The 25,588-nt window shown below is 42.0% G+C and carries 22 protein-coding genes; 12 read left to right on the top strand and 10 right to left on the bottom strand.

Annotated elements, in window-relative coordinates; all coding sequences use genetic code 11:
• A complete protein-coding gene (locus L2737_RS19625) occupies positions 1-714 on the top strand; it encodes a M48 family metallopeptidase (RefSeq protein ID WP_248956843.1) in 714 nt (237 codons plus the stop codon).
• Between the two features lie 472 nt (positions 715-1,186).
• On the opposite strand, the gene fis is transcribed toward L2737_RS19625, so the two are convergent.
• The 3 genes from fis to prmA all read right to left on the bottom strand — a co-directional run bounded on the left by fis (position 1,187) and on the right by prmA (position 3,537).
• A complete protein-coding gene (gene fis, locus L2737_RS19620) occupies positions 1,187-1,495 on the bottom strand; it encodes a DNA-binding transcriptional regulator Fis (protein ID WP_055023591.1) in 309 nt (102 codons plus the stop codon).
• 18 nt (positions 1,496-1,513) lie between these two features.
• Positions 1,514-2,482, bottom strand: coding sequence for a tRNA dihydrouridine synthase DusB (dusB, locus tag L2737_RS19615; RefSeq protein ID WP_102529534.1), 969 nt, complete (start codon positions 2,480-2,482; stop codon positions 1,514-1,516).
• A gap of 173 nt (positions 2,483-2,655) precedes the next feature.
• Positions 2,656-3,537: a 50S ribosomal protein L11 methyltransferase gene (prmA, locus tag L2737_RS19610; RefSeq protein ID WP_102529535.1), complete on the bottom strand. Its 882-nt coding sequence runs from the start codon at positions 3,535-3,537 to the stop codon at positions 2,656-2,658.
• Positions 3,538-3,920: 383 nt separating this feature from the next.
• Here prmA and L2737_RS19605 point away from each other — a divergent pair, with 383 nt between their 5' ends.
• The 3 genes from L2737_RS19605 (at position 3,921) to L2737_RS19595 (ending at position 7,456) form a co-directional block, all read left to right on the top strand.
• Positions 3,921-4,661 (top strand): fumarate reductase cytochrome b subunit, encoded by a 741-nt coding sequence (locus L2737_RS19605; RefSeq protein ID WP_153914164.1) that lies wholly within the window; start codon positions 3,921-3,923, stop codon positions 4,659-4,661.
• 69 nt (positions 4,662-4,730) lie between these two features.
• Positions 4,731-6,719 (top strand): fumarate reductase flavoprotein subunit, encoded by a 1,989-nt coding sequence (locus tag L2737_RS19600; protein ID WP_248956842.1) that lies wholly within the window; start codon positions 4,731-4,733, stop codon positions 6,717-6,719.
• Positions 6,719-7,456 carry a fumarate reductase iron-sulfur subunit gene (locus L2737_RS19595; protein ID WP_248956841.1) on the top strand — a complete coding sequence of 246 codons (738 nt, stop codon included), beginning with the start codon at positions 6,719-6,721 and terminating at the stop codon, positions 7,454-7,456. The genes L2737_RS19600 and L2737_RS19595 overlap by 1 nt, the downstream gene beginning before the upstream one ends.
• A gap of 666 nt (positions 7,457-8,122) precedes the next feature.
• On the opposite strand, the gene L2737_RS19590 is transcribed toward L2737_RS19595, so the two are convergent.
• A complete protein-coding gene (locus tag L2737_RS19590; RefSeq protein ID WP_248956840.1) occupies positions 8,123-8,461 on the bottom strand; it encodes a cytosolic protein in 339 nt (112 codons plus the stop codon).
• A gap of 1,072 nt (positions 8,462-9,533) precedes the next feature.
• Here L2737_RS19590 and L2737_RS19585 point away from each other — a divergent pair.
• Positions 9,534-9,914 (top strand): hypothetical protein, encoded by a 381-nt coding sequence (locus tag L2737_RS19585; protein WP_248956839.1) that lies wholly within the window; start codon positions 9,534-9,536, stop codon positions 9,912-9,914.
• Entirely contained in the window at positions 9,874-11,277 is a 1,404-nt protein-coding gene (locus tag L2737_RS19580) for a DUF3644 domain-containing protein (RefSeq protein ID WP_248956838.1), read from the top strand. Before L2737_RS19585 ends, L2737_RS19580 begins: the two co-directional genes overlap by 41 nt.
• 212 nt (positions 11,278-11,489) lie before the next feature.
• Here the strand turns inward: L2737_RS19580 and L2737_RS19575 are convergent, their stop codons facing one another.
• Positions 11,490-12,086: a response regulator transcription factor gene (locus L2737_RS19575; protein WP_102529374.1), complete on the bottom strand. Its 597-nt coding sequence runs from the start codon at positions 12,084-12,086 to the stop codon at positions 11,490-11,492.
• A gap of 205 nt (positions 12,087-12,291) precedes the next feature.
• Between L2737_RS19575 and L2737_RS19570 the strand changes: the two genes are divergently transcribed.
• The 4 genes from L2737_RS19570 to nrfD all read left to right on the top strand — a co-directional run bounded on the left by L2737_RS19570 (position 12,292) and on the right by nrfD (position 18,249).
• Complete coding sequence (locus L2737_RS19570; RefSeq protein ID WP_248956837.1) at positions 12,292-14,091, top strand: sensor histidine kinase; 1,800 nt, start codon at positions 12,292-12,294, stop codon at positions 14,089-14,091.
• 352 nt (positions 14,092-14,443) lie between these two features.
• On the top strand, positions 14,444-16,720 hold the full coding sequence (gene phsA, locus L2737_RS19565) for a thiosulfate reductase PhsA (RefSeq protein ID WP_248956836.1): 2,277 nt from the start codon (positions 14,444-14,446) through the stop codon (positions 16,718-16,720).
• 12 nt (positions 16,721-16,732) lie between these two features.
• The gene (locus L2737_RS19560) at positions 16,733-17,305 is read left to right on the top strand and encodes a 4Fe-4S dicluster domain-containing protein (protein WP_102529371.1); all 573 of its coding nucleotides are present in this window, start codon (positions 16,733-16,735) and stop codon (positions 17,303-17,305) included.
• On the top strand, positions 17,302-18,249 hold the full coding sequence (nrfD, locus tag L2737_RS19555; protein WP_229371494.1) for an NrfD/PsrC family molybdoenzyme membrane anchor subunit: 948 nt from the start codon (positions 17,302-17,304) through the stop codon (positions 18,247-18,249). Before L2737_RS19560 ends, nrfD begins: the two co-directional genes overlap by 4 nt.
• 238 nt (positions 18,250-18,487) lie before the next feature.
• Here the strand turns inward: nrfD and rho are convergent, their stop codons facing one another.
• Both rho and trxA read right to left on the bottom strand, forming a co-directional pair.
• Complete coding sequence (gene rho, locus L2737_RS19550) at positions 18,488-19,753, bottom strand: transcription termination factor Rho (RefSeq protein ID WP_102529368.1); 1,266 nt, start codon at positions 19,751-19,753, stop codon at positions 18,488-18,490.
• 353 nt (positions 19,754-20,106) lie between these two features.
• Complete coding sequence (trxA, locus tag L2737_RS19545; RefSeq protein ID WP_102529367.1) at positions 20,107-20,433, bottom strand: thioredoxin TrxA; 327 nt, start codon at positions 20,431-20,433, stop codon at positions 20,107-20,109.
• Between the two features lie 144 nt (positions 20,434-20,577).
• Between trxA and rhlB the strand changes: the two genes are divergently transcribed.
• Together rhlB and L2737_RS19535 are read left to right on the top strand one after the other, a co-directional pair.
• Entirely contained in the window at positions 20,578-21,876 is a 1,299-nt protein-coding gene (gene rhlB, locus L2737_RS19540; protein WP_102529366.1) for an ATP-dependent RNA helicase RhlB, read from the top strand.
• Positions 21,877-22,812, top strand: a complete 936-nt coding sequence (locus tag L2737_RS19535) for a Ppx/GppA phosphatase family protein (protein WP_248956835.1) — start codon at positions 21,877-21,879, stop codon at positions 22,810-22,812.
• A 115-nt stretch (positions 22,813-22,927) separates the two neighbouring features.
• Here the strand turns inward: L2737_RS19535 and L2737_RS19530 are convergent, their stop codons facing one another.
• From L2737_RS19530 to L2737_RS19520, 3 genes are all read right to left on the bottom strand, one after another.
• Positions 22,928-23,479, bottom strand: coding sequence for a thioredoxin family protein (locus L2737_RS19530; RefSeq protein WP_248956834.1), 552 nt, complete (start codon positions 23,477-23,479; stop codon positions 22,928-22,930).
• A 187-nt stretch (positions 23,480-23,666) separates the two neighbouring features.
• Positions 23,667-24,287 (bottom strand): OmpA family protein, encoded by a 621-nt coding sequence (locus tag L2737_RS19525; RefSeq protein ID WP_248956833.1) that lies wholly within the window; start codon positions 24,285-24,287, stop codon positions 23,667-23,669.
• A 1-nt stretch (position 24,288) separates the two neighbouring features.
• A complete protein-coding gene (locus L2737_RS19520; RefSeq protein ID WP_102529362.1) occupies positions 24,289-25,584 on the bottom strand; it encodes a TolC family outer membrane protein in 1,296 nt (431 codons plus the stop codon).
• Positions 25,585-25,588: the final 4 nt, after the last annotated feature.

Raw genomic sequence — 25,588 nt, 5'->3', positions numbered from 1 at the left:
ATGAGTGTTATTAAGCCTGAGCCAATTGAGGTTAATGGACTTCAAGTTGAAGTTATTCGCACCAGTAGAATAAAGACTGCTTCGATTAAAATAGAAGATGGCTTAGTGTCAATTGTTGTTCCAAAGGCGCTTGATATTGAACGTGTCCACCAGCTGGTGGCAGAAAGGCGTCAATGGATAATTCAAAAAATCGCACTACATGATTCATCCCTCCCTGCCAGCACCAGAGAGTTTGTTTCTGGTGAAGCCTATGCCTATTTAGGCCGTAATTATCGCCTTAAGGTTGTTTGTGGTGACTATGTTCCCGTTAAGCTCTACCAAGGCCGTTTAGTAGCGACATTGCCTGATGGAGCAAAGCGCAGCAACTTGGTGCGTGATGCGGTAATCCGTTGGTACAAGCTCAACGCCTTACGAAAAATTAAAGAGAAGGTGAGGCGCTATTCAAAAGTAATGGGATTAGAGCCTAAGTCTGTTGATATCAAAACATTTAAAAGCCGCTGGGGGAGCTGCAGCCCTAAAGGCGAACTCGACTTTAATTGGATTATCGTGATGGCTCCTAACCGCGTTGTGGATTACGTGGTGATCCATGAGTTATGTCATCTTAAACTGCTCGACCATTCCCCTAAGTTCTGGAAAGAAGTAGAACGGGTAATGCCTGATTACGCTGAGCACAAAGAATGGCTCAAGGTTAATTCGGGAAGGCTGGTTGTGTAGTTTTAATTATTTTCACAAAAAAATATTAATTGAAAGGTATTAAAATCATGTTTGAGCAGAGCGTTATAAGTTTTTTTGAAAAAAATAATAAGAAGTTGAATTTTGATTACTCACTGTAATTTCTAGTGAAGGCATGCTCACCTAACCTCTAAATCAACAGGATCATAGCTGAGGTGGGGGAATGGTCAAAAACGAAACGGAACAGCTTTTATGATCCTTTTTTGATTTTTCATTATAAGTGTATAAAAATAATAAAGTTAATGTTTTTCGTGTGAACAAAAAAATGGATCATTTAAATATTCTATTAATATATTGGATTCAGCTTAATAGAGGGGAGGGTAAAGCCAATTAAGGGTGTAACAGGTGATATCAAGCTCGATTCATTGAGTAGCAAGTTGAGTAGCAAGTTAACAAAAACGGGCTTCTCATTGCTGAGAAACCCGTTTTAATACAACAGATTAAGAATTACTTCTTAGTTCATGCCGTATTTTTTTAATTTCTTACGTAAAGTACCACGGTTGATACCTAACATGTTTGCAGCACGTGTTTGGTTACCACGAGTGTGTTGCATGATGATGTCTAGTAGTGGTGCTTCAACTTCACTTAAAACCATTTCATAAACTTCAGACGCTTCTTGACCGTCTAACTGAGAGAAGAAGTTTGTTACTGCACGCTTAACTGCGTCACGTAATAGTTGTGGCTTGATAGTACCGTTAGCGGTTTCAATCTTACCTACGGTTAGCTGGTGAACTTCTGTGTTAGTAGTTGTCTGATCAAACATTCTATTCTGCTCTTTATATTAAAAATTTACTAATTCATCAAAGTAACATTCCACTAGGGAATATTGCTGTTCAGCGGTTTCAAGCCTATTAAAGTCAGCACGGAACTGTCGCTGTTCTTCTTGGTTTAGGTACCATCCCATATGCTTTCGGGCAAATCGGACACCTTTGTATTCGCCGTACAATTCGTACAATTTGTTAAGGTGTTCGAGCATGATTTCTCGTTGCTCGCTCGCCTCAACTGGCGGTAATTTTTTACCTGTTTCCAAGTAGTGGTGGATTTCTCTAAAAATCCACGGTCTGCCTTGGGCTCCACGTCCTACCATTACAGCATCGGCGCCAGTGTAATCTAAGACGAACTTAGCCTTCTCTGGACTGTCGATATCTCCGTTGGCAACAACAGGGAGTGAGACATTTTGTTTTATTGCTTTAATAGTGTCGTATTCGGCAAAGCCTTTATACATGCATTGTCTCGTTCTACCGTGAACGGCGAGCGAAGCGATACCACAATCTTCTGCAATGCGGGCAATTTCAACACCATTACGATGTTCAGGTTGCCAACCTGTGCGAATTTTTAATGTCACAGGAACATCAACTGCACTAACTACAGCTTGTAAAATCTCTTTTACTAGCTGGGGATCTTGCATTAATGCCGAGCCTGCGAGCTTTTTATTCACTTTTTTCGCTGGACAACCCATATTGATATCAATGATATGCGCACCTTGTTCAACATTGAACTGAGCTGCGTTTGCCATTAATTCAGGATCTGCACCTGCGATTTGTACTGAACGTATACCTTCTTCGCCAGAATGCATCATGCGCTGGCGGCTTTTATCGGTATCCCAAACTTCAGGATTCGATGAAAGCATTTCTGAAACCGCTAGACCTGCGCCATAGCGTAAACAGAGGTTTCTAAAAGCGCGATCGGTGACACCTGCCATTGGTGCCACAATCAGCTGATTCTTCAGTTGATACGGGCCAATTTGCATTGCGTTATTCACCTTGCTCGTCAAAGGGGCGCTATATTAGCCCTTTTTTGCCTTCCTGAAAAGGTCAATAAATGAACTAAATGTAACTTTTTTACTTGACTTTTAGTTGGAGAGTAGTCATCGCTCCCTTATGCGTAGATCTAGCTGCCATAAGGGATGCGCTGCCTTTACCGTTATTTGCGGGTACCTGTCAAGCGACTCCAGTCTTCTTTGTGAGCCGCTTCATCCATGATGAACCATTGGCTATAAAACTGTGAGATTTCTTCTGCTTGTTCTTCTAAGAGGCCTGATAAAGCTAATTTTCCGCCAGTTTTCACTTTTTCTGCAATCAGTGGTGCTAACTCGCGAAGTGGGCCAGCAAGGATGTTAGCCACCAAGATATCGGCTTGCAGATTCTCTGGTTGGTTTTCTGGTAAGTATAAAGCAAGCTTATCTGCAACGCCGTTACGTTCAGCGTTGGCAGTCGATGCATCAATTGCTTGGTAGTCAATATCAACACCCGTTACGGTTTTCGCGCCAAGTTTAAGGGCGGCGATGGCTAAAATGCCCGAACCACAACCAAAGTCGATGACTTCTTTATCTGAAAGATCTAAACCGTCTAACCATTCAAGGCATAACGCCGTTGTTGCATGGGTGCCTGTACCGAAAGCTAAACCAGGATCAAGAATGACGTTGACTGCCTCTGGCTCAGGAATGTCGCGCCAGCTTGGACATATCCATAAGCGTTGGCCGAATTTAATTGGGTGAAAGCTATCCATCCATTCGCGAACCCAGTCTTTGTCTTCAATTTGTTCAATTTTATGTTTAAACCCTTTACCTAAATAAGGCAGAGTTTCTAAAAAACTCACTGTTGGACTTAAGTCAGTGCCCGCATCAAATAATGCAATCACTATGGTGTCTTGCCAAAGTGGCGTTTCACCTAACTTAGGCTCAAAAATAGGGGTGTCTTTACCATCTTCATAGGTAATTGATACAGAACCTTGCTCCATTAAAAGATCACCGAGTGCGTCGGCGTGGTCGCTGTTAGTGCTAATGCGAAGTTGAATCCAAGGCATGGAGTTTTTCCTATGAGAATAATTTAATCGCGTATTGTACCTGCTTGAAGGCTAAAACAGCAGCATTTGATAGTGAAATATTACATATTTGCATCGAAAGGCTTGTTTTAGCACTTTTAACGACTGGTTAATGATTAACCTATTAATATTCATAACGAAATCAGTGTAACTCGCACTTTTGTTTGAATGTCACTATAAATTAATGAAAGATAAGCAAAATTTTGAGTTCTTAAATTTGAACAATTTGTGATTGTGATCAAGTTCTAAAAGACGATCAATGGTAAGTGAGCTTGATCACGATTTAATTTTTATGGCCAAGGAGAAATAGGGATAGCTGATAAGCTAAATTTACCAGAAATGTGTCATTAACAGGCATGGAAACTATGACTGCTTCATCGCAAACTCAAACACAAAAGATTCATGACGTCTCGTCAAAAGGGTATTTGAACCCGATTTGGGCAGCCAGAGCCGATAAATTACAAAGTGCTACCGGGTTGTTGTTAGGCTTTTTCATTATTATGCATTTGCATTTTGAATCGAGCATTTTGATCAGCAAAGATGCCTTTTATCATGTGGCGCATTTTCTTGAAGGCAGTATGTTCAGTGACAACGGACAAGGTTTTCCTGTAACGACTAAATTCGTCTCGGCATTTATGTTAATCGTCGTATTAGTGCATGCTCTGTTTGCATTAAGACGATTCCCTGCCCAAATTCAACAATGGCGAGCACTGCGCAGCCAAATGACGATTATGCCTCACCAAGATACTAAAATTTGGTTTTGGCAGTTGATCACTGGCTTTCTTTTATTCTTCCTCGCGCCAGTGCACTTATTTGACATGATCACCAACCCTGAAATCGGACCGCATTTATCCGCTGAGCGGGTTTATCACCAAGATGTGTGGATGCTTTATGTATTGCTGCTTCCTGCAGTGGTCATTCATGCCATGTTTGGTTTGTATCGCGTTGCCATTAAATGGGGCATTACCACTAAACGCATGGCGGCATTAAAGCTTGCCAAAGTAATGGTGGTGTACTTGATGATTATTGGTATCGCTAGTTTGCTTACTTATATTTTTATCGGTCAATCATTGGAGTTACCTGTGACTCCATTTGTGCCGAGCTAAAGACTAACGAGTTGTAGATGAACCAGAGTGCATTGCATTCATGGCTCATAACGTATTTAAGGAGTATCCGTGAAAATTATATATACAGACTCATTAGTCGTCGGCGCAGGCCTTGCTGGTTTACGTGTGGCTATTGCTTCAAAAGAGCGTGGTTTAGACACAGTCGTGCTATCGCTAATTCCTGCGAAGCGTTCTCACTCAGCTGCAGCACAAGGTGGCATGCAAGCCAGCCTTGGCAATACGGTTAAAGGGATGGGCGACGATGAAGATGTTCATTTCCAAGATACCGTAAAAGGGTCTGACTGGGGCTGCGATCAAGACGTAGCGCGCATGTTTGCTCATTGTGCGCCCAAAGCTGTGCGTGAACTGGCTAATTGGGGCGTACCTTGGTCGCGTATTACCGCGGGCGATCGCCAAGTGGTGGTGAATGCTGAAAAGGTGACCATTACTGAAGCTGAAAAAGCCCATGGTTTAATCAATGCACGTGATTTTGGCGGCACTAAAAAGTGGCGTACCTGTTATACCGCTGATGGCACCGGACATTCACTGTTATATGCCGTTGATAACAAAGCCATTGAAATGGACATTCCTGTTCATGAGCGCATTGAAGCACTATCGCTTATCCATGATGGCAAACGCTGTCACGGTGTGATTGCACGCTGTTTAGTGACGGGTGAGCTACGTGCCTATATTGGTAAATCGACCACGATTGCTACGGGCGGCTATGGCCGTATTTATGAAGTGTCTACTAACGCAATTATCTGTGAAGGTATCGGCCAAGCATTGGCATTGGATACCGGCGTTGCGACGTTAGGGAACATGGAAGCGGTGCAGTTCCATCCAACAGCGATTGTGCCTGTGGGGATTTTAACCACAGAGGGCTGTCGTGGTGATGGTGGCTTGTTGCGTGACAAAGATGGTCATCGCTTTATGCCAGATTATGAACCTGAAAAGAAAGAACTCGCATCACGTGATGTGGTTTCTCGTCGCATGACCGAACATATGCGAAAAGGCAAAGGGGTTGATAGCCCTTATGGGCCACATTTATGGCTCGATATTACTTTGCTTGGCCGCAAACACGTTGAAACCAACTTACGTGAAGTGAAAGAGATTTGTGAAAACTTCTTAGGGATTGATCCTGCAAAAGATTGGATCCCAGTTAGGCCAACACAGCATTATTCTATGGGTGGTATCCGCACTAATGCAACTGGTGAAAGCCCGCAACTGGCAGGCTTATTCAGTGTCGGTGAAGCAGCCTGTTGGGATATGCACGGTTTTAACCGCTTAGGTGGTAATTCACTGGCTGAAACCGTTGTGGGTGGCATGATTATCGGAAAATATGTGGCCGATTATTGTGAGAAAAATACGCTTGAAATAAACACTCAAGTGATTGATAACAGCATGAGCAAGTTACAAGCTGAAATTGATGACTTACTCGTAGGCGACGGCACTGAAAATGTGTTTGAAATTAAGCTTGCCATGCAACGCATTATGATGGATTACGTAGGCATTTTCCGTAATGGTATTGAGCTAGAAAAAGCCATTACCGAGTTAAAGGACTTACTGCAGCGCAGCAAGAATATCGGCCTTAAGTGTAAGAAACGTCATGCCAACCCTGAGCTAGTGGAAGCATTGCGCGTACCGCGTATGTTACGTGTTGCTTTAACCGTTGCCTGTGGCGCTAACGCGCGTACAGAAAGCCGCGGTGCCCATGCCCGTGAAGATTACCCACAACGTAACGACAAAGAGTGGCTTAACCGAACGCTATCCACTTGGCCTAATGAAAATGCATTGGAGCCGACGTTAAGTTACGAGCAGCTTGATGTGATGAAAATGGAATTACCACCAGGTTATCGTGGTTACGGTAATGATAATGCCGTAGCGCACCCTGATACTGCAAAACGTGAAACTCAAATCGCTGACATCCTTGCAGAGCTGGGTGATGACGCAGATCGTTATGATAAACAAGCGGCCATTATGCCATTTGATTTACCTGAAACATTACGTCCTCGTAATGAAAGATTAAGTGACACGATTGCTGTGTCGGGAGAGAAGTAATGACTAGCCCACGTACGATTAGTTTTGAAATTTTTCGTTATGATCCGCAAGATCCAAACGACAAACCAAAAATGGTGACTTACGAGATCACCGAAGCCCCAGGCATGACGGTGTTTATTGCATTGAACTTGTTACGTGAGCAGCAAGATCCATCGTTGCAATTTGATTTTGTTTGTCGTGCGGGTATTTGTGGCAGTTGTGCTATGGTGATTAATGGCAAACCCACCTTGGCTTGTCGCACGCTAACGGCTAATTTCCCTGATGGAAAAATTAAGCTGATGCCATTGCCAGGTTTTGAGCTGATTGGCGACTTATCGGTTAACACTGGCAAGTTTATGCGCGAGCTTGCTGAGCGTTTACAGTTGTGGCTACAACCTGATGCGAATGATATTGATATCCATCGCTTAGAGTCTCCAATGGATCCTGCTGAAGCAGCTAAACTGTATGAGTTAGAACGTTGTGTTGAGTGCGGGGTCTGTGTATCTGCTTGTGCAACTAAGCAAATGAAAGACAGCTTTGTTGGCGCGGTTGGTATGATGAAAATCGCCCGCTTTGAAATGGACAGCCGTGATACCCGTAGCGCTGAAGATTTCTATCATGTCATTGGTAATCAAGATGGCGTGTTTGGTTGTATGACCTTACTAGGTTGTCAGGATGCGTGCCCGAAAGATTTACCGCATATGCAGCAAATTGCTTACCTACGCCGTAAAATGGCGCAAACGATTGTTAGCTGTTAATTAACAGCTAAACATTTTAAAGCCGCTAAACAGCAATGTTCAGCGGCTTTTTTGTTGATGGGCTTGGTTATTAACTATTTGATTAAATAGCGGTTGGCATTTGGAATAAGCTTTGCCTTATTCCTTGACTGCTATTTGAACAAACCAAAGTCGTGGCGCTTCGCCCACACCAGACCAAAGGGGCAAAGCGCTTGCGCCCCTTTGGAAACCCTCAGCGCCCCAGACGAAAAATGCTGAAAAACGCATAATTTTCGATGGGGTTCGATCCAGCTTCAAACTTCATGTGTGCCTGCTTCGGCCGTTGCCGAAAAGGCCTAACGCTTCCGATAGGCCGTCCGTGGCCTAACGAAAGCTAACTTGGCATCCATGCCAAGCTCACGTCCTTTTCTCGATGACCTCAATTCAAATTGATTCTGAAAGGTTTTGTTCTGTGTCTATTAGTGGCGAATACAGTTAAATCGAAGAGACACTAATCCCAGCGTAGATGCGTTAATACCCTCGAAAATATGGATGTATCTGCATAAAACGCTGCGGCAGGTAATGGATTAGATTGAGCCATGCCTTTCTGTAATAAAGCTAAAATAAATGAAGTATAAAGTTAGAGGTTGTAACTCGCTTTTACTCTTTTTCTTGCTAGGGATGCGAGTTTCAGCTTATTGAATAATTTCAGTCCATTCGGGTTATAAAGGTTTGTTCGTCATCCACAAATGCCACAAAACCGTCATGATAGATAAACACCCGACCACGTCCCTCAACTAGGCAGGCAAGCTGTGGGCTTAAATCTTCTTCGTTATCCTGACTTTGAAATGTACCAGTATCGGTGATTACGCCGCTGAGTGTAGGCAAATATCCATAAGTGCGCTTGGCTTGATCAATTAGGCTCAATTCACTGGCGCTAGAGAAGCAAGATGGGATAGCACCAGCCTCCTCGATAAACATCGTTTTCAGTTCTTCAAAAGCTGTAATCACTAGCCAGTCGATGTCGTTAACATGATGGATAAACATTGTTTATAAATACCTAGTTTCTGGATAATTCTGATGCAGAGATTTTATCACTATCATGGGAGAACGTAGTAGAGGTTTAGTTGCTAAAGGTAGTAATTCGGTGAAATTTTTAGACATTCACTCGGTCTACTTGAAACACGTTTTTGCCTCAATACTTGTTAGCAGCTTTCGTTAGCTACTGATTTCTAGATTCGAATAAACATCTAAATCAAAGTCTAGGTCAACGTCTAAATCAAAGTCGTGGCGCTTCGCCCACACCAGACTAAAAGGGAGTGAACTGCGACTCCCTCTTAGAACACCCCGCAGCTCCGGCGAAATTTAAACAGCAAAATTTCCAACGGAGAATCATCCAGCTTTTAACTTCATTTTGAGTCCGCTTCGGCAAGCTACAAAAATCACTAACGCTTACGATGGGGCGTCCCTTCCCCTTGAAAGCTAGCCAGACATCCATGTCTGGACTCACGTAATTTTCTTGCTTACCTCAATTCAAATTGTGCATTCTTAGAAGATCGAAACACCTATAAAACTTGAGCTTTTTAGCTCTTTAAATTGTCATGAATACAGTTAAATCGAAGAGATGAAAATTCGGGTGTAAGCACGGCTGTGACCGTCCATGACATGGACGTCATGGCCGAGCTTTCAGGGATGAACTTGCAGCGTGTCACAGTCGTGCTTGCACGATAGCCTGCGGCAGGCAATGGATTAGATTGAAGTGATGGTCTTAAGTAATTGAGCCAATATAGATGAAGTGCAACACATAAACGGGTAACTCGTTTATGCCCCAAAACGTGTTTCAAATGATAGGTAGTAAAGATAAGTAACAGCCAGTAGACCAACTTTTTCTAATCGATAAGTGACTACTGCTGATTACTTCTGATAAGGCATCAATTTCAATGCTCACTTTGCACATATTTGTGCTCGTTTATCCAATACCACTCTGGTAGAGTGCTTATAAATCAATAGCTTTACTTTAGTAAGGCTTAAATAATAGGTTTATTAAATGTGCATGCGCGCTTTGCCAAATAAACGCGCATGCGCACTATACAAATGTTAGTTGGCTTAGGAGTCACAGTTGAATTTTGATGGTTTGAAATCGATTATCGATACTGAAAATGACCAAGAATTAAAGCTTACTTCTAATTTTTGGGAAATCACTAAAAACTCCAATTCAGAATTGAAGCCTTGGTTATCTGAAGATCAATTTAATCAGGTTTTCTCAAACCTATTAGAGTATCAAAATAACGATACAGTGTTTGTCTTTGAGTCTTTCGAACGGATATACAAAGATTCAGGTTTAACTAAAAGGTTAACTGAACAGCTAGATTTAAACTGGGCTAACTTTAATTCTTTTCAAAGCGATACCGAAATTCTTTATTTCTATATGGTGCCAAAAAGTTTAAATTGGGTTTTATATGCAAACAGAGACTTTTGGCAGTTTGCAAAAGGCAACTAACAAGTTACTCAAACGGACGCTAAACAGTTGGCTAGCTTCGTTCCTCGCAATTTTAGCCAACAATTTCGCGCAGCTTAGTAAGGCGTTAAATGGCTCAGGGAGTATGTCGTTGAATCGGAATCAAAGAGTAGAGCTAGCTTTTGATTTTATGTTAGCAAAAGAGAAAGCAGGAGAAGCTTTCACAATGGCTGAGCTTGTTGAAGCATCAGGCTGGGCACTTAGTAGTTGTCGAACATATCCTACTAAAAGGTGGCATCAATTCGTTCAAAGAGATGGTAGTCAATATACATCTACAGGGCTGATCTATTTGAGTAAAGACGAGTTTAGTCTTATACACTCGCAAAAACTACAAGATCCTAATAATCAATCTTCAAAGAGTATACTTCTTCACAAGGCAAGAGAATTTGCACTATTAGCTGTATCAACATACAACAACCCTTATACAGAATTTAAGACATATGGCTTCATAGTCAATATTGTTATAGCTTACACAGCACTCTTTCATGCTATTTTCGAGAAAAAATCAGAAAACTATTTTTATCTCGATGAAGAAGGAAACCCTACATTCATTGATGGCGAAGAAAAAGCTTGGGAGTTATCTCGTTGTTGCACTGAATATTGGGGAGGGCAAGATAACCCAGAAACCAAAAATTTGAATTTTCTAATTGGACTAAGAAATAAGATTGAGCATAGAAGTCTGCCTGCGGTTGATCTTGCTACTAGCGGTGAATGCCAATCAGCGCTAAATAATTTTGAGAATTTACTGGTTGAAGAGTTCGGGGATAGCCATGCACTAATGGCAAGACTAGCCATAGCTATGCAGCTAACACGAACATCGGAACAAGCGCAATTGGAAGCATTAAAACAATTTCAAACTGAAAATTATCGCGTTGTACGTGAGTATATGGAAACATATAAAAATGATTTGTCAGATGAAGTTTTAGAGAGTCAAAAATATAGAATAAGAGCTTTCCTAGTCCCAAAACTCGGAAATCATGCTAAATCGGCTGATTTAGCAGTTGAGTTTATAAATGTAAATAAACTCAACGATGATGAAATGGAAAACTATGAACAAGGTGTAGCTTTTATTAAGGGTATTGAGTCACCATTTAAATTAAAACCAAGTAAAGTAGTTCCGATAGTAAAAGAAAAGATAAAAGACTTTAATCCTACGTTACATACAAAGTGTTGGAAGTTTTATAACGCTAGACCGCGTGAACTTGTCACTACCTACAAGGGTGAGTATGCTGCATATGTTGAAGGATTTGACGGTTACTTGTATTCACGGCGTTGGGCTGACTTTTTAATTAGGCAATTAAGAAACAAAGAAGAGCTTGCTAGGGTACGCAGACAAGCCATTTAACAAGTCTTTCAAAAGGACAAAAAACAGTTGGCTTTTACTCCTGCGTCGCTATTTTAGCCAACAATTTTTTGCCGCTTAGCAAAGCGTTACCGAATATCCGCTTGCCATATTTTCACTACTGAGACTCATCACTTTAAGGGCTTTGACTCTATCCAATTTCTGTCAAAAAATAAGCTTCAAACTTTATTGATTGAAGACCTCGGTAGATATCGCTAAACCAAAGGCGCTAGCTTCATTAATTCAGCAATATTCTGCACCCCAAGTTTATCCATTAGTTTTGAACGATGAACTTCGATGGTTCTGACCGCAACGCATAATTCATTGGACATTTGTTTGTTGGTATTGCCTGCAATAACCAGTTTAAAAATTTGTTTCTCACGTTCAGACAGTCCATCTATCAAGGCTAAGTGATGCATTTTCCAGTGTTGGCGAATACTGTATAGCAGTCCTTTTTCGATGGAGTTGGATAGCACTTTTCCTTGTACAGGCTTTTGAAAGAAATCAAATGCGCCTTGTTTAAATGCATCGACAGCCATCGGGACATCGCCGTGTCCCGTCAGAAAAATCACAGCCAACGGGCTGTTGGCTTCAGTCAGCAATTGCTGCACTTCTGGGCCAGAAAGGCCGGGCATTCTGGCATCTAAAATCACGCAACCAGCAGTAGCAAGATCGACCGAGGATAAGAACAAATCTCCTGAGTTAAAGCTAATCAGCTTATAGCCGTAACCTTCCATCAAAAAAGTAATGGAATCAATAATGGCTTCATCATCATCGACGAGATATACAGGGCCGTTAATGTCATTTAGCATAACCGTTCCTCAATGTGGTTTTTTACAATGGCTTTCGCCATTGCTCATCAGAGTCATTCTTTGCGAAAAGTAGATGTATTATTGATAGATATCTCAGTTTGAATCGATAAGCGAACTAATTTTATATAAAGCATGAATTGCATCACGTTGCATTGTTGTTGCTCTATCGTAAGCTTATTAAACTTCTCTAATTAAGGCGTTTACTGTGCTACGAATTATCGTGTGCTTTTTACTATTGAGCTATATTTCTTCTGCATGGGCAAAACCCCAAGAGCTACATGTGGGCGTGTTAGCTAATTGGGGAGACCAACAAGCTATCGCGCGTTGGACTCCGATGATGGACTATCTTAATGAACAAGTGCCAGACACGCATTTTAACGTCTATCCTGGTAACTTTGTCGCGCTAAACCAAGCGATGGAGTCGGGGGAGATTCAGTTCATTATCACCAACCCTGGGCAATACCTTTATCTTTCTAATCAGTTCCCGCTATCTTGGCTCGCCACTATGCGCTCTCGTCGTCATAACGGTGCGACTTCTGCGATTGGATCTGCTGTTATCGTCAAAGCTGATAGTGAATACCGTACTTTGTATGACTTGAAAAACAAATCGGTTGCAGCGAGCGATCCTCATGCATTAGGCGGCTATCAAGCCACTATTGGTTTAATGCACAAATTAGGTATGGATTCTAAAAACTATTTTAAAGAAATACACTTTTTAGGTTTTCCGCTAGACCCACTTTTGTATCAGGTCCGTGATGGTAACGTAGATGCTGCAATCACGCCTTTATGTACCTTTGAAGATATGGTGGCGCGTGGGTTAATTAAGTCCGAAGAATATAGAATATTAAACCCAAGTAAGCCCAAAGGCTTTGATTGCCAATGCAGTACACACCTCTATCCTAATTGGTCGTTTGCAGCCAATGAGAGTGTTGATAATGAGCTTAGCAAAGCTATAACCCAAGCTTTGATGAAGTTGCCTTCAGAACATCCCGCAGCCATTACGGCTCAGCTGAAAGGCTGGACGTCGCCTATCAGCCAGTTAGCAGTGATTCAATTATTTAGCGAACTGCATGTGGAAAACTCTGACGTTAATCGTTGGGATACGTTATTAAAATGGCTTAAAGATAATCGACATTGGGGCATATTGGCTGTTTTCTTATTTGTGGTCGCGACGGTTTATCACTTATGGATTGAGTATCGTTTTCATCAAAAAAGTGAATCGTTAGTGGCATCAGAAAGGCAATTAAAACAACAAGAAATTGCGCTAGAGAAGTTACAAAGTGCTGCCATGATTGGCGAGATTGGTGCAGGGCTTGCCCATGAAATAAATCAGCCTATCGCGGCCATCACCAGCTATAGCGAAGGAGCATTAATGCGCCTTGAGAATAAACACCAAATGGATAAAGACACCGCCATCGAATTACTCGGTAAGATCCATCAACAATCTACGCGAGCGGGTGAAGTGGTGCATCGAATCAGGGGGTTATTAAAGCGTAAAGAAGCCGTGATGGTTGATGTGAATATTTTGACCTTAGTGGACGAAAGTATTTCGTTATTAAAGCTTGAGTTAGCGAGAAACGATATTCGCATTGATACCAATACCCAAGGCGAACCATTCTTTATTACCGCTGATCGTGTTGGTTTAATGCAAGTGCTGATTAATTTAATCAAAAACAGTATTGATGCCATCAGTGAACAAACCCAGCCAGTTCAATCAAAGCCAGCACAAGGTAAAATTGTTATTTCGATGCATTTTAAAGAGCATCAAGTAGATGTGCAGATTATTGATAATGGACCAGGGCTACCACAAAACTCTGACGCATTAATGGCGACCTTTTTTACTACTAAAGAAAATGGTTTAGGTTTAGGGCTAGCAATTTGTAATGAGGTGATGAAGGAACACGAAGGTACTTTTAGATTAGATAATCGTGAAGATGAGATAACAGGTTGTGTGGCCACGTTGGGATTAAAGAAGAGGGGCAGTCAGCAAAAAGTTGTGAGTTAACTGAGTGAATTTGAGCGCTAAATATAAATGCGTAATAAGAGATCGTAAATACGCTGATTGATAGCCGATAAACGCTAGTTTTGTGCATTAATTCATATTTTTTAGCAATATGTGGTTAACCACAATAGCGTTATTTTGTGATTGCAGTAGGCGGTTTTTTAAACCGTGAACCCAATCACAATGCACGATGTAGACGAGTGAGTATGTGGTTTACCACAATATTCAAGGTGATTTCCTTGAGTGAGAATGATGAAAACCTTAGAACAGCTTAACAGCTTGGCAATCCAGTTTTTTGGATAATGCGTATGCCGTTTTATGTTCTTGGTCATTATTGTCATTTGGGAGATACACCATGAAACTAGATCGGCGAACCTTTATCAAAGGCGCAGGCGCAGGTACCGCAGGTTGTGCCCTTGCTGCTTTGCCCGGCTCGATTGCCGCCTTAGGCAGTGTCACAGTTCAAGGCAGTGAAGAGTCTATCGCAAGTAGTTGCGAAATGTGTTCTACACGCTGTCCAATATCAGCCAGAGTGGTTAACGGCAAAAACGTATCCATTCTCGGTAATAAAAAAGCCAAATCATTTGGTGGTGCAGTTTGTGCTCGCGGTGGTGCTGGTCATAGTTTACTTTACGATAAGCAACGTATTGTTAAACCGCTGAAGCGAGTGGGTGAACGTGGTGAAGGTAAATGGGCAGAAATCGAGTGGGATGAAGCCTATAGTCTGATTGCTGAAAACCTCAATAAAATTAAAGTCAAACACGGTGCTGAGTCAGTTGCTTTTTCGTCTAAATCAGGCTCACTTGAAGGCCATCTTTTCCATCTAGCAAAATCCTTTGGTAGTCCTAATACTTTCACCCATGCCTCAACGTGTCCTGCGGGTTATGTGGTTGCGGCTAAAGCCATTTTTGGTGGCAAAATCAAGCGTGATTTAAGTAATTCAAAGTACATCATCAATTTTGGTCATAACTTGTATGAAGGCATCAACATGTCTGAAACTCGAGGAATGATGAATGCCCAAATGGAAAAGGGCGCAAAGCTAGTCGTATTTGAACCGCGCTTTTCTATCGTGGCAGACAAAGCTGATGAGTGGTACGCGATTAAGCCAGGCACTGATGTCGCGGTTGCGTTGGCCATGTGTCATACGCTTATTCATGATGATTTGTACGATAAAGATTTTGTCGCAAAATACGTCGAAGGCTTCGATGAATTTGCTAAAGAAGTTAAAAACTACACTCCAGAGTGGGCTGAAGCGATCAGTGATGTACCCGCAGAAGATATTCGCCGTATAACCCATGAATACGCAGCTGCAGCGCCACATGTATTAGTGGATTTCGGGCATCGTTCGTCATTCACAACAGAAGAGTTTGAAATGCGCCGTGCGTTATACGCTGCCAATGTACTGGTGGGTAACATTGAACGTAAAGGTGGTTTGTACTTCGGTAAAAAAGCGTCGAATTATAATAAGTTTGCTGGTGAAACGGTTGCACCAACCTTATCTAAGCCAGGGGTTAAAAACCTGCCTAAAATCGAAGCGAAGCGTATCGATATGGTGGATGAGCAATATTCCATGTTGTGGTCATCAGGCGGAATTTATCAAACAATTCTGGATGCAACCCTTGATGCTGTGCCGTATCAGCTTCATGGCTGGGTAATGAGCCGTACTAATCCAATGCAAACCATGACAGATAGAGCGCGCATTGTTGAATCAATGCAGAAGTTAGATTTTGTGGTGGCTTGTGACTTGTACATTACTGAGAGCGCAGCTTACGCCGATGTATTCCTGCCAGAATCAACCTATCTTGAACGTGATGAAGAAATTAAAGATAAGTCAGGTAAAAACCCTGCTTATTACGTGCGTCAACGAGTGGTAGATACCATTGGTGATACCAAACCAAGCTGGCAGATCTGGAAAGAGGTGGCTGACAAATTAGGTCAAGGTGAATACTTCCCTTGGGAAAATATGCAGACCTTACAGATGTTCCAAGTGAACAAAGACGTTAAATTATTAGACAAGATTAAGCGTGATGGTTGGGTCAGCTACGGTAAACCGTTAATGCTGCGTGAACCAAGCATGGTAAATACGTTTGTGTCTGAATATCCCAATGCCATTACACCTGATGAAGATTCCACTTATGCCAGTCATCTGAGCTTCAAAACGCCTTCAGGCAAGATTGAATTGAGCTCTAATAAGGTCGAAAAAATGGCGCCTGGCCGCGGGGTGATTAAATATCGCGAAGTGACTATGAAAAAAGCTGATGAGCTGTTTTTCATTCAAGGTAAAGTGGCCGTTCACACCAATGGTGCGACTCAAAATGTACCTATCTTAGCGAATTTGATGTCTGATAACGCCCTTTGGATCCATCCAATTACAGCCGGACACATGGGCATTTCTAGCGGTGATAAGATTCGAATTTTCAACGACACTGGCAGTGAAGAGGGTCATGCTCTGGTCACGCCTGGTATTCGCCCAGACACCGTATTTGCTTATATGGGCTGCGGTTCTAAAAACAAAGAGCTTGCACGTGCTACCGGTAAAGGTATTCATTGCGGCAACTTACTTCCTCACGTTACGTCTCCGGTTACTGGCATGAACTTGCACACTACCGGCGTCAAAATAGCCAAGATTTAATCGGAGTTCATTATGACTAAACGTTATGTCCTTGTGCACGATGAAAACAAGTGCATTGGCTGCCAAGCGTGTAATGTCGCTTGTCGCAGTGAAAATAATGTCCCTGAGTCAGTGACTCGTATTCAGGTTCGCGTTGAGGGGCCTTATGGCAACTTTCCTCACCTTCATTTTAAATATAATCGCGTTTCATGTGAGCAGTGTGAGAATGCTCCGTGTGTGAAAGTCTGCCCAACTGGCGCAGCCTACGTCAATGATGATGGCATTGTGTCTATCAATGAAGGCAAGTGTGTTGGTTGCTTGTATTGCGTTGCTGCTTGCCCTTACAAAGTGCGCTTTATTAACCCTGAAACCCGAGTGCCAGACAAGTGCGACTTTTGTAAAGAAACCCGCTTAGCTCGCGGTGAAGAGCCAGCTTGTGTCACGGTTTGTCCTACTCAAGCACTGACTTTTGGTGATGCCAATGATTTAACTTCTGAAGTCAGTCAGTTATTAGACACTAAAAATCATTATCAACAAAAAGTGAATCTAGGCACAGAGCCAAGGGTTTATCGCATTCCTAGCCGTAAAGGAGGGATCAAAGCATGAATAATATCTGGGGCTCAATGGAGCAATATGATCCAGTCGTTTGGAACTGGATAATCGCAGTTTACTTATTTATGGCAGGGTTATCAGCGGGTTCAATGCTGGTGGCAATAGGGCTTAAATGGTACAGGCAAAGTCGTGGCTTACCCACTGAAGGCTTACCAGTTATCAAGGCTGCAGCTGTTGTTGGACCGATCTCTATTTGTGTCGGTATGGCGTTGTTAATGCTTGACTTGACTAAGCCATTTGAGTTTTATCATATTTTACTCAACTACAACTTTACTTCAGTAATGGCTTGGGGGGTATTAGCGTTATTATTTTATATCCCGCTGGTATTTGTATTTGCAGGTTTAGTTTTTGAAAAACCGTTACTGCAATATGCGCCATGGTTATCGGGTGTGGTAAAGGTGTGTCGCAAGCTTGAAAATAGTCTGAATAAGCTGATTTTTGTACTGGCGATAGGAGTTGGGATTTACACTGGTTTCTTACTCTCTGCGTTAATTAGCTACCCGATTTTAAATACCGCTGTGTTACCTGCGTTATTTTTAGCATCGGCGCTGTCTGTGGGGTCGGCGGGTAATATCTTAGTGGCCACCTTGTTCTTCAGTAAAAAAGAGTCTGACTGTATTGAGCAAGTACACCGCATTGAATACCCTGTCGCATTCAATGAAGCCTTATGTTTAGTCTTGCTGTTTGTTGGCCTTAACTTTTCAGGTCCAGCAGCTCAGGCGGCAACAGCGGCTATTACGACTGGGACTTGGGCTAGCGTATTCTGGCTAGGTGTTGTCGGACTTGGTCTGGTGGTCCCTGTACTTGCTAGTACATTAGCACCTAAGTCATGGCGTCATACTAAGGGCTTTTTAATTACGGTTTCTTGTAGCACGATTTTAGGAGTGTTAGCACTACGACATTTCGTGGTGTATGCAGGCCAAAGTTATATTAGTTAGATTGGTAAAACTAAAATGACAATGCCGCTGGCTTTATAGAGACAGCGGCATTTTTGTTGCTATTTACAAGTGACAATTACAAGCGACCTTTGCAACTGACAATCACAAGTGACCTTAGTAATCGTTACTCACAATGGCTGTCAAAACTAATGAGCTAGATTATCGATGTTTTAAAATGGCAGAAAATAGACATAAAAAAACCACCGTGAAGGTGGTTTTTTTGAAAGCAAAAAGTGCGTTAGCTTTTAGCGCGCTTCATTGCAGTGAAGAACTCATCGTTTGTTTTGGTCATAGCCAATTTATCGATAAGGAATTCCATACCTGATACTTCATCCATAGGATTAAGGATTTTACGTAAAATCCACATCTTCTGCAGTTCATCTGGCGTAGTGAGTTTTTCTTCGCGACGTGTACCTGAACGGTTAAAGTCGATTGCAGGGAAAACACGTTTTTCAGCTGCTTTACGAGAAAGGTGTAACTCTTGGTTACCTGTACCTTTAAATTCTTCGTAAATAACTTCATCCATCTTAGAGCCAGTATCAACTAGCGCTGTTGCGATAATGGTTAAGCTGCCACCGTGTTCGATGTTACGAGCAGCACCAAAGAAACGCTTTGGACGATGAAGTGCGTTGGCATCAACACCACCGGTAAGTACTTTACCTGATGATGGGATAACCGTGTTGTAAGCACGAGCAAGACGCGTGATTGAGTCTAATAAGATAACGACATCTTTCTTATGCTCAACTAAACGTTTGGCTTTCTCGATAACCATTTCTGCCACTTGAACGTGACGTGATGCTGGCTCATCGAAAGTAGAAGCAATAACTTCACCTTTAACCATGCGCTGCATTTCGGTTACTTCTTCAGGACGTTCGTCGATTAGCAATACCATTAACACCACTTCTGGGTTGTTATGGGTAATGCTTTGCGCCATGTTCTGTAGCAGTAAGGTTTTACCTGCTTTTGGCGGTGCAACGATCAAACCACGCTGACCTTTACCAATCGGAGAACATAAATCAAGAATTCGTGAAGTGATGTCTTCAGTAGAACCGTTACCGCGTTCCATACGTAGACGATCTTCAGCATGCAGTGGGGTAAGGTTTTCGAATAAGATTTTAGAGCGAGAATTTTCAGGTTTGTCGAAGTTAACTTCGTTGACTTTTAGCAGAGCAAAATAGCGTTCACCGTCTTTTGGTGGGCGGATTTTACCAAAAATGGTATCACCGGTACGCATATTGAAGCGTCTGATCTGGCTTGGTGAGACATAAATGTCATCTGGGCCAGCTAGGTAAGAACCATCCGAACTTCTTAAAAATCCAAAGCCATCTTGGAGGATTTCTAATACGCCGCCACCAAAGATATCTTCACCGCTTTTGGCGTGGGCTTTCAGAATGGAGAAAATGATGTCCTGCTTGCGAGCACGGGCCATATTTTCTAATTTCATGCTTTCTGCTAGTGAAACTAGGTCTGATATAGACGTGTCTTTTAATTCAGTTAAATTCATGTTGGGGGTCTTGTATTACGCGACGATGCTTACCGCAATCAATCAAAGGGTAGAACAATGTAGAAATGTGTGATTGAAAAGCGAGTAGGAGTTTAGTTGAAAAAATCTGATGAATAAATTAGCACTATATCTGCATGACGTCCAGAATTTTAGCGAAAAATCGGCACAAATTGTTCACATATTGTGCCGATTATCACTTTTCAAGCTTAAAATGCGCAGCAATGTCATAAGGTGTATCGGTTGAGTTAACTAAATATTGTTAGTTTTTAAACAATAGCGAACTAACCGTGTTAGCTCGTTATGAATAATATTCAACTTTCAATCAACAGCTGTCATTTTAATGAGAGGCTTGATTAAGCTTGTGCGTCAATAAACTCTTTTAATTGAGTCTTTGATAATGCACCTACTTTAGTGGCAACTAACTCGCCGCCTTTGAACATTAATAATGTCGGGATGCCACGTACACCGTACTTAGCAGGTGATACATTATTTTGGTCAACGTTAAGTTTAGCTACAGTGATCTTACCCGCGTACTCTTCAGCTACGTCGTCTAAGATTGGCGCAATCATTTTACAAGGACCACACCATTCAGCCCAGAAGTCTACCAATACAGGCAATTCTGAGTTAATGACGTCATTTTCGAAGCTGTCATCGCTTAGGTATACAATTTTATCGCTCATGTAAATCTCCAGATTTGGCACCATTGCTAGTTTATTAATGGCTTACCATGTATATTGGGGCGGTTAAATAGTTTTCAAGTAAACGTGTGGGCTATTTCAAACGATTAAGTCTTTTTTTGCAACACTAACGAGTATGCTTGAGCTATGAGCGAAACACATTTATCTACCCAAAAGTTTGCTGACTTCCCTTTGAAACCAGAGGTAATTCAGGCTTTAAACGAAAATGGCTTTGAATTTTGTACGCCAATTCAGGCGTTATCTCTTCCCATTTTATTGCAACAAAAAGATATTGCAGGTCAGGCACAAACAGGTACTGGCAAAACAATGGCTTTTTTGGTTGCCACATTTAACCATCTTTTATCGGTTGCCATACCAGAAGGGCGACAAATTAATCAGCCACGTTCAATTATTATGGCGCCGACTCGCGAATTAGCGATTCAGATTGCAAAAGATGCCAAATTATTAGAAAAACATACTGGCTTAAAGGTCGGTATTGTCTACGGTGGCGAAAGTTACGATGTTCAACGTCAAGTACTTGATGCTGGTGTTGATATTCTTATCGGTACCACTGGCCGTATTATCGATTATGTTCGTCAAGGTGTGATCAGTTTGAATTCAATTCAAGCGGTTGTACTTGATGAAGCTGATCGTATGTTCGATTTAGGCTTTATTAAGGACATTCGTTTCTTGTTTAGACGTATGCCTGATGCCAAGTCTCGCTTGAACATGTTGTATTCAGCAACATTATCAATGAAGGTGCAAGAACTGGCTTATGATCATATGAATGATCCTGAGAAAGTTGAAATTGCCCCTGAGCAAAAAACATCTAAGAACATTAAAGAAGAAATTTTCTACCCTTCAACAGATGACAAAATGCGTCTGTTATTAACCTTGCTAGAAGAAGATTGGCCTGAAAAAGCGATCATTTTCTCAAATACCAAGCACAGCTGTGAAAAGGTATGGTCATGGTTAGAAGGTGATGGACATCGCGTAGGTTTACTAACAGGTGATGTGCCGCAAAAGAAACGTATCCGTATTCTTGAGCAATTTACTTCAGGTGCACTTGATTTATTAGTGGCGACGGATGTTGCTGCTCGTGGTCTACATATTTCTGATGTATCTCATGTGTATAACTATGATTTACCAGATGATTGTGAAGATTATGTTCACCGTATTGGCCGTACCGGTCGTGCGGGTCAAAAAGGCGTTTCGGTGAGTTTTGCATGTGAAGAATATGCACTGAACCTGCCTGCAATTGAAACGTATATATCACATTCAATTCCTGTGACGAATTACGATCGTGAAGCATTACTTGATGATTTACCGCCTCCTGTGCGTATTCATCGTAAGCACCCTACGACGCGTGGTCGTGACGGTGGCAATCGTAATGGTGCACATCGCAGTGGTGGTCGTCCACCTCAAAGGAATCGCAGACACTCGTAAATGACTGGTTCAGCTACATTACCTTGTTACGCCGCGATAACGCTTGGCTCAAATAGCTTTAATATGTTGGTTGCCCAAACATTGGATGGCCAGCCAACAATTATTGCTAAATATAAGCAGAAAGTGCGTTTGGCAGAAGGTATTGGCGAGGATAATCGCTTAGCTGAAGCAGTATTACAACGTGGTTTGGATTGCTTATCCATGTTCGCTGAGATGCTTGAAAAGCATCAAGTCGCTCAGCAACATGTCGCTGTTTTTGCAACAGCAACCCTTCGTGTTATCTCAAATGCCCAAGAATTCCATCAACGCTCGTTACCGATTTTAGGTCATCCTATTGAGGTGATTAGCGGCCTGCGTGAAGCTGAACTCATTTATCAAGGTATGGCAGCCACCACTGAAGGTGATGGTCAACGTTTGGTGATTGATATTGGTGGTGCTAGCACTGAGTTTATTATCGGTAATGGCAATCAGGTGCTATTTAAAACCAGTTTAGACTTTGGCTGTGTTCGCTTTAATCAGCAGTTTTTCAATCAAGTCCCTTATCAACTTCATCATTTCGAACAAGCCAAATTAGCCGTATCAAAGGCTCTTGAACCGCATAGCGAGTTATTGAGGGAATTAGGTTGGCAAGGCGTTGTAGGCGCCTCTGGCGCAGTACAGTCGGTTGTATCTGTGCTTAATCATCGTGAATTATCAGAAATCATTACCTTAAAGGTGTTATACCGTTTTCGTGATGAGGTTTTAGCGCAAAAAAATGAGTCACTGCATCATATTCAGGGTTTATCTGTAGAAAAAGCACCAACGTTTGCATCAGGTATTGCTATTTTAATCGCCTTGTTTGAACTGCTGGATATCGAGTCGCTTAACCTTTCTGGCGGTGCGCTGCGAGAAGGCGTATTGACCATGTTAGCTGAACGAGTTGAGCAAACTGAATAAGCTATTTCATCGTTTTCATTACCCAAAAACAGCAGTAAAAGAATACAAAAAAGGGACGCTAACTTACGTTAGCGTCCCTTTTTGATGATCAATAAATCAGATATTTAAATACTGATTATTTAATGATGTTCAGTAAATCTTGCTCTAAAGTCACTTCAGGTCTTTCAATGATGCGGCCAATTTCTTTATCGTCTTGCTCTACGATGAAGGTTGGTATACGGCTGAACTCATAGTTAGCAGCTAAGCCTTCTGGATCTAATTTGCTGCGATCTACACCGATGTATGTGACGGTGATATTTGGATTGGCAACTTCTTCAATAAGGCGCATGAATCTTGGTGTTTCACGGTGACAATCTGGGCACCAAGTACCGATAATAACGACAACATTAGTTGGCGTGTCGATTGCTTTTAATGCTGAAATGGCATCTGCATTAGTTTGGTAGTTTTCGTACTCTGCTGCGTAACCTGGTAAATCTTTTTCAAGTGCTGAAATTTCAACAATGCCAGTGATAATCACTTCTTGTTTCTCCTCGCTGCATGTCGCCATGAAGCCTGATTGCTCTTCATCAAATGCACAGCCGCTGTTTGCTACTGCTGTACCTGTAATCAAATGACTACTGAAAAATAGAGCCGTTGTGGCTAGTAATGTTTTAACGCTTTTATGCATGATAAGGCCTCATGAATGAAGAATACAATAATTCAATCATTTCGGCGTAAGTTAGTGAAGTCGAATATGCTCGGCGTGTTAGCTAGATCACTGATAAGGGCAATAATTCAAACATAACTTTGAACTTGCCCTGTAATCAAAAAAAGACCCAGCATGGCAGCATTTTTAATAATATTTTTTATTTATATTATATGCCAGTAGCTTTACTTGGCTTAGGTTTAGCTACTTTTTCTGTTGAAAAAATATGCCAAGCTTTTTCAATACCTGACTCCTGCCATTTAGCAACTGCAACTAAGCGATGCTCGCGACCTCTGATGGCATTTGGGATCATGTTAGATTCAAAATATACTTGCGAGGTAATTTGTTGCTCATTAATGCCTTGGGCTACGATTATTCGCGTGATTTCAGCGGCGCGTTTTTTAGCGAGTTCATGGTTATAGGCATCACTGCCTTCAGGGCTGGTGTCACCGATTAAGTATATTCTTGCATCTTGATAATGTTTAACAGCATTGACCATTTTTGCCAATCGTTCTGATTCGTAAGTGGTTAACGTGTGCTTATCAAACTCAAACATCACCACTCTACTGGCTTGTTTTTCTACTGTGGTTGAGCTTTCACAGCCATCATTATTGATAACTGAACCATCAGGAGTAGTTAGGCACAGATCGCGTGCGGTAATCACACCATCTGTATCCAAATCGTATAAATCACGACTTTGTTGTTCAACAAGGGCTGGGCGCGGTGTTTCTATACAAGCGCTGAGTGTTAGGGCAAGTAGGCAAAGTGGCAGTAAGTTAATTGATTTCATGTTACTTCTCCTCTTGCCATTGGTTAGGGGTGTCGACCCTAAATGATTCGATCAGTTGCCCTGTCGCGTTAATTAAGCGATAGGCCGCAATGTGATAATTGTAATAAGCACTAAGATAGTTTTTGCGCGCAAGATACACTTCGACTTTGGCATCGAGGACATCAAGCAATGAACGTCTGCCAAGTTCAAACTGGCGTTGATAGCCTTGTTCTGCCTGCACAGCCTGATCGACATTTACTTGATAGAATTTACGTTGCTGACCGACAAATTCGTATGAATTCCAAGCTAGACGAGTGCCTTCTATCACTTGCTTTTCGGTTTGCTGACGAATGGATTTAGCTTGCTGAACTTGCCAAGCTGCGGCTTCTGCTCGGTCATTGGTTGAGCCGCCGTTATACAAATCATAGCTCAGCATTAACATGGCTCTGGCGTCTTCATCAGGGCCTTCAATTCCGCCAATATTGTCATTTTTGTTGGCTTGTAACTCGATTGATAGCTTAGGCCAGTAATCACTTTTTTCGCGCTCATATTGAGATGAGGCTGCTTGAGTGTCATTGATTGCTGCATCGATTTCAGGGTGATTCTTAACTGCTTGTTCAAGCGCTAATTTTAATGAGGTAGGCACATAATTAAAGTCAGGTTTAGCATTATATAAATCTACCGGAAGTTGCCCGACAAGATCATAATACTTAGCTTGTAAATCCATTTGCTGATTGCGTGCTGCGAGATAACCCGATTGACTGGTTGCCACGCGCGCTTTAACTTGAGCGACATCAGATTCACTGCTTAAGCCTTTATTTTGACGTAAAATGATATCCTTAAGGATATCTTTATGTTCTTCAATATTGCGCTCAGCGAGGCCGACAATACGGTTTGCTTCGACTAGGTTTAAGTAAACGGTGGCGACTTCTAGTGACAAGTTTTCAGCTTCTGAAATCAAGCCAAATCGCTCGGCTTCTTGTTCAAATTCAAGGCGGTCAATTTCAGAGGTTGTTCTAAACCCATCAAACAATAATTGCGATACTTTAACGCCGAGTTCGGTGCGATTTAGATCAGTATCAACTCGTTGGCCGCTGTTATATCGAACTTCTTCGTAACCGACACCACCGTAGAGTTTAACTTGAGGAAGATAATCACCCACAGCGGCTTTTTTATAACGAACTGCGGCTTCAAAGCTGGCATATTTTTGCTGCAACCTTGGATGGTGATTTATCGCTTCTGCTACTGATTGTTCCAACGTCAGTGCTTGTGCCTGTGTTGATATTACTAAAGCAGAAATGAATAACAGTTTTTGCATAGTA

Origin of the sequence: Shewanella electrodiphila, assembly GCF_023283985.1 — a bacterium.
Lineage (GTDB): Bacteria > Pseudomonadota > Gammaproteobacteria > Enterobacterales > Shewanellaceae > Shewanella > Shewanella electrodiphila.
Note: the sequence above shows the minus strand (reverse complement) of the source record. Positions and strands in the feature narration are given on the sequence as shown.